General features: G+C 71.1%; 4 protein-coding genes. 3 read left to right on the forward strand and 1 reads right to left on the reverse strand.

Annotated elements, in window-relative coordinates:
* Window positions 1-25: 25 nt before the first annotated feature.
* Entirely contained in the window at window positions 26-586 is a 561-nt protein-coding gene (locus ACIA8D_RS41660; protein ID WP_399240732.1) for a hypothetical protein, read from the reverse strand.
* 12 nt (window positions 587-598) lie between these two features.
* Between ACIA8D_RS41660 and ACIA8D_RS41665 the strand changes: the two genes are divergently transcribed.
* Genes ACIA8D_RS41665 through ACIA8D_RS41675 form a run of 3 tightly spaced genes read left to right on the forward strand, consistent with a single transcriptional unit; the run spans window position 599 to window position 4,255 of the window.
* Entirely contained in the window at window positions 599-2,707 is a 2,109-nt protein-coding gene (locus ACIA8D_RS41665) for an aminotransferase class I/II-fold pyridoxal phosphate-dependent enzyme (RefSeq protein ID WP_399240734.1), read from the forward strand.
* Window positions 2,708-2,752: 45 nt separating this feature from the next.
* On the forward strand, window positions 2,753-3,316 hold the full coding sequence (locus ACIA8D_RS41670; RefSeq protein ID WP_399240736.1) for a HutD family protein: 564 nt from the start codon (window positions 2,753-2,755) through the stop codon (window positions 3,314-3,316).
* A 51-nt stretch (window positions 3,317-3,367) separates the two neighbouring features.
* Window positions 3,368-4,255: an alpha/beta fold hydrolase gene (locus tag ACIA8D_RS41675; RefSeq protein ID WP_399240738.1), complete on the forward strand. Its 888-nt coding sequence runs from the start codon at window positions 3,368-3,370 to the stop codon at window positions 4,253-4,255.
* The last annotated feature ends 130 nt before the right edge of the window (window positions 4,256-4,385 follow it).

Raw genomic sequence — 4,385 nt, forward strand, 5'->3', positions numbered from 1 at the left:
TCAACGACCACCCAGGCCTGATCAGTCAGCTCATGACGACGCACCACGAAAACACCAACGCGCCAACCACTTTGCGGACACGACCTAGGGCGCGGACGGCGGCTCGCACACCACCGCGCACATCGAGGAACTCCTGCGCCTCCTCGCCCCGATCGAACACTGCTGGGCCTTCCCCGGCACCCCCGGCCTCACCGAGCTGCGCGGTCTCCTCGCCCAGGGCGAGCACCGCCGACTCGCCCAGCGCGCCGACGAACTCGACCGCGCGCTCGCCGGACACCCGCACCGCGGCACCGCCCCGCACACCGCCGCCGCCCCGAGCGGCGAACCCGAGGAGCCGGCGGACGCCGCGCACACCCCGCCCGCGCCCACCACCCCGTACTTCGAGGTCCTCGTCGTCGGCGACCTCGACGCCGCCGAGGAGCACGCGCTCCGCGCCGAACTGCGCCGACTGCGCCGCCCCGACGACGAGTTCGCCTACGAGATCGTCGTCGCCCCCAGCTTCGAGGACGCGGTCATCACGTCGCTGGTCAACTCCAGCCTCCAGGCGGTCGTCATCCGCGACCGCTTCACCGACCGCTCCCGCCACGACCTCAGCGTCGTGCGCCGCTTCTTCGACGAGGCCGCCGACGCGCCCGCCGCGATCCCCGGAGACAGCGAGGAACAGGTCCGCGTGCTCGGCGACCGGCTGCTCGTCCTGCGCCCCGAACTCGACCTCTACCTCGTCTCCGAACGGGCCGTCGAGTCCACCGCGGGCCGTCTCAGCCGCCGCTTCCGGCGCGTCTTCCACGCCCGCGAGGGCCTGCTCGAACTCCACCTGTCGATCCTGCACGGCATCACCGAACGCCACCGCGCCCCGTTCTTCACCGCGCTGCGCGCCCACAGCCGCAAGCCCACCGGCGTCTTCCACGCGCTGCCCGTCTCCCGCGGCGCCTCGGTGCTCAACTCGCCCTGGATACCGGAGATCGCCGACTTCTACGGCCTGAACATCTTCCTCGCCGAGACCTCCGCCACCTCCGGCGGCCTCGACTCCCTCCTCGCCCCCACGGGCCCGCTGCGCGAGGCCCAGGACCTGGCCGCCGAGGCCTTCGGCGCCCGCCAGACCTACTTCGTCACCAACGGCACCTCGACCGCCAACAAGATCGTCGTGCAGGCGATGGTGCGGCCCGGCGACATCGTGCTCGTCGACCGCAACTGCCACAAGTCCCACCACTACGGGCTCGTGCTTGCCGGCGCCCACGTCGTGTACCTCGACGCGTATCCCCTCGACGAGTACGGCATGTACGGCGCGGTCCCCGTCGAGGAGATCAAGCGCAAGCTGCTGATGCTCAAGCGCGAGGGCATCCTGCACCGCGTGAAGCTGCTGATGCTCACCAACTGCACCTTCGACGGCATCGTCTACAACCCCTCGCGGGTGATGGAGGAGTGCCTGGCGCTCAAGCCGGACCTGGCGTTCCTGTGGGACGAGGCGTGGTTCGCCTTCGCCCGCTTCCACCCCGTGTACCGCCGGCGCACCGCGATGGCCTCCGCCCGTACGCTGACCGACCGCTACCGCGACCCGGACTACGCGGACATGTACGCGGCCCACCTGGCGGACCTCGGCGAGGACCCGGACGACGAGACCCTCGCCACCACCCGGCTCATGCCCGACCCCGAGCAGGTCCGCGTCCGCGTCTACGCCACCCAGTCCACGCACAAGACGCTCACCTCGATGCGCCAGGGCTCCATGGTCCACGTCTTCGACCAGGACTTCCGGCACAAGGTGGCCGAGGTGTTCCACGAGGCGTACATGACGCACACCTCCACCTCGCCCAACTACCAGATCCTCGCCTCCATGGACCTGGGCCGCCGCCAGGCCGCACTTGAGGGGTACGCGCTGGTGCAGAAGCAGCTCGAACAGGCCGGTGTGCTCCGCGACGCTGTCGACCAGCACCCGCTGCTCAGCCGCTACCTGCACATCCTCACCACCCCCGAACTCGTCCCGCCCCGCTTCCGCTCCTCCGGCATCGACCAGCCGCTGTCCGCGGGCCTGGCGCGGATGGAACGGGCCTGGGATGAGGACGAGTTCGTGCTCGACCCCACCCGGGCCACCATGCACATCGGGCGCACCGGGATCGACGGAGACACCTTCAAGCACGATCTCCTCATGGACCGGCACGGCGTCCAGGTCAACAAGACGACCCGCAACACGCTCTTGTTCATGACGAACATCGGGACCACCCGCAGCTCCGTCGCCTACCTCATCGAGGTGCTCGTGCGCATCGCCGAGGACCTGGAGGAGAGCGTCGGCGAGATGGGCCCGCACGACCGCTCCGCGCACCGCGACGCCGTCAGCGCGCTCGACGCGGGATCCGCCGCGCTGCCCGACTTCAGCGCGTTCCACCCGGTGTTCCGGCCCAGCCCGCACACCCCCGAGGGCGACATGCGCAGCGCGTTCTTCCTCGCCTACGACGACACCGAGTGCGAGCACCTCACGGTGGACGCCATCACCGACGCGATGGCACAGGGGCGTACCGTCGTCTCCGCCACGTTCGTCACGCCGTACCCGCCGGGCTTCCCCGTCCTCGTCCCCGGACAGGTCGTCAGCAAGGACGTCCTGACGTACATGGCGGCCCTCGACACCCGCGAGATCCACGGCTACGACCCGGAGGCCGGCTACCGCGTCTTCACCGAAGCCGCCCTCGCATCACGGCACACGGCCGAGCGTTAGCCTCGGGCCTGGCCGACCGTACGAAGACAAGGACGACTCACCCTCATGGCACCCCAGATCCTGCGCGCCGACGCCCGCACCCCCGCACCGTGGAAGAACGGCGGAGGCATCACGACGGAGGTGCTCGCGCACCCCAAGGGCTCCACCACCGACGACTTCGCGTGGCGGATCAGCCTCGCCGACGTGGCGACCGCAGGCCCGTTCTCCGCGTTCGAGGGCGTCGACCGGATCATCACGGTCGTCGAGGGGGCGGGCATGGCCCTCACCGTCGACGGCACGGAACACACCATCGACACTCGCTACGCGCCCTTCCCCTTCTCCGGCGACGCCACGACGGACTGCCGTCTCCTGGACGGCCCGCTGGTCGACTTCAACGTCATGGCCCGCCGCACCGACGCGAAGGCCGACGTCCGCGTCGAGCGCGGCCCGACCGTGCTCGAACCGTCCCCGGGCACCCGCGTCCTGGCCCTCGTCCTGGACGGCACGGCGACGCTGGACTCCGTCCGCCTGAACCGACTGGACGCGGTGCTGCTCCAGGACGACGAGAAGCCGGCCGATGTCGACGTCGACGGGGTCCTGGCGGTCGTGTCCCTCACCGAGGTCCGCTGAATTCCCTGGTGGTGGGTCGCCGCGGTCGGTAGGTTCTCGGCGGTGACCTTGATGGAGACGCACGGCCTCGCCCCGATGACCGACGGGGCGCAATTGCGCTGGACCGTATGCGGAGACACGACCCGCAAGCCGCCCGTGGTGATGGTCCACGGCGGCCCGGGTCTCCCGCCCTATCTGGGCGACACCGCCGCGATGGTGGCCGACATCGCGCCCGTGTACTGCTACGAGCAGCGGGGCACGGGCGGCTCCCCCTGGCACGGCAGCCATACGCTCTCCCGGCACGTCGACGACCTGGCCGAGCTGCTCGACGCGTGGGACGCGCACCGGGCGGTGCTGATCGGGCACTCCTACGGCACCGATCTGGCGAGCCGGTTCTGCCTGGCGCACTCCGACCGCGTGGCCGCGATGCTGCTCATGTGCGGGCCGTTCGTGGGGGATTGGCGCACCGCGTACCGGGCGGAGCGAGCCCGCCGGATGTCCTCGGCACAGCAGGAGCGGCGCCAGGCGCTGGCGGAACGCCCGGACCGCACCGAGGAGCAGGAGGCCGAGCTGCTCACGCTGGCATGGTTCACGGACCACGCCGACCGCGAACGCGGGTGGGACTGGGCCGCCGTGGCGGCCCGACAGCGGCGCCCCGTGAACTGGGCCATGAACGCCGAACTCGGCAGCGAAGGACGCGCGGACCCACTCGACGCACACCTGGACGAGCTGCGCGCGTGCCTCCCCGCACACACCGCGCTCCTCGGCGGCGCGGACGACCCCCGCCCCGTAGCGGCATTGGAATCCGTCGCCCTCCGCCTCGATCTCCCGTTCACCCGGATCGAGGACGCCGGACACGAACCCTGGCTGGACCAGCCCGCCGCCGTGAGGGCGCATCTGCGGCGCTTCGTGCACGAAGCGGTGGGCGCGCACGGCGGCGGGGACGGAGCGGCCGGCTAGGCGGTTTCGTTTAGATCAGTCGGTCGTTGGTCCGGGTGTGCCGTTGACTGACGCGCAGTGGGCGCGGATCGAGCCATTGCTCCCGGACCGGACACCGAAGCGGGGTGGCCGGTGGCGAGACCATCGCGAG

The organism is Streptomyces sp. NPDC051684 (assembly GCF_044453445.1).
In the GTDB taxonomy this organism is placed as follows: Bacteria; Actinomycetota; Actinomycetes; order Streptomycetales; family Streptomycetaceae; genus Streptomyces.